This window comes from Sphingobium limneticum, assembly GCF_008710155.1.
Taxonomy (GTDB): domain Bacteria; phylum Pseudomonadota; class Alphaproteobacteria; order Sphingomonadales; family Sphingomonadaceae; genus Sphingobium; species Sphingobium limneticum.
On sequence record NZ_VYPZ01000105.1, the window covers coordinates 1 to 628 of the forward strand.

Sequence of the window (628 nt, forward strand, 5' to 3'; positions counted from 1 at the left end):
CGCAGTCCTTTGCGGCTATGCTCATCTCGAGCAATGCCAGTCCATGCCATTGATCACTCCATCTCTCGCAAGGACGGCGTGAATCATAACATGCTGGTATTGCTCAACAACTTTTGGATCGGGCTCTTAGGGATGGGATATGCGGTGCGCCCCCGCGTTCCATTCCTGCCCCCTGGTGATCGGGGAGTTAGTAAACCGTGAAGACACGATCCCTACGGCCTTTAGTTCGGAGAACCTGTTGCATACGCCGCAGGCTCCCCGACCATAAGGTCAAGGAGATGGTGTCCAACGGCGGACACCAAGCCGGTCTTCAAGGGGTTACTAAGCCCCAGGGCCGCGCGTACGGCCCCACCTTCCATATAACAACTGATGGTTAACAATTTAGGGGGCGTTTGCGGGAGGGGGCGGAATCCTACGCTAAGGATTTGGGCCAGCGATATTCCCCGGTTAGATTGATGTGTTCCCATCCCAACGGCGAGACGTGGGCGAGTAGATCAGGCGCGATATGGGTACCGCTGGCGGCCCGGGTATTGACGACCTCGCCGAGCTTCATGGTGTTCCAGAATATGATGATGGCGGCGAGCAGGTTCATTCCGGCGATGCGATAGTGCTGGCCTTCGCCGGATCG

General features: G+C 57.3%; 1 protein-coding gene. It reads right to left on the reverse strand.

The window, feature by feature from the left end; translation table 11 throughout:
• Positions 1-412: 412 nt before the first annotated feature.
• Positions 413-628: Tn3 family transposase (locus tag F4U94_RS24205; RefSeq protein ID WP_143560206.1), on the reverse strand; the 216-nt coding region annotated here is incomplete at its 5' end.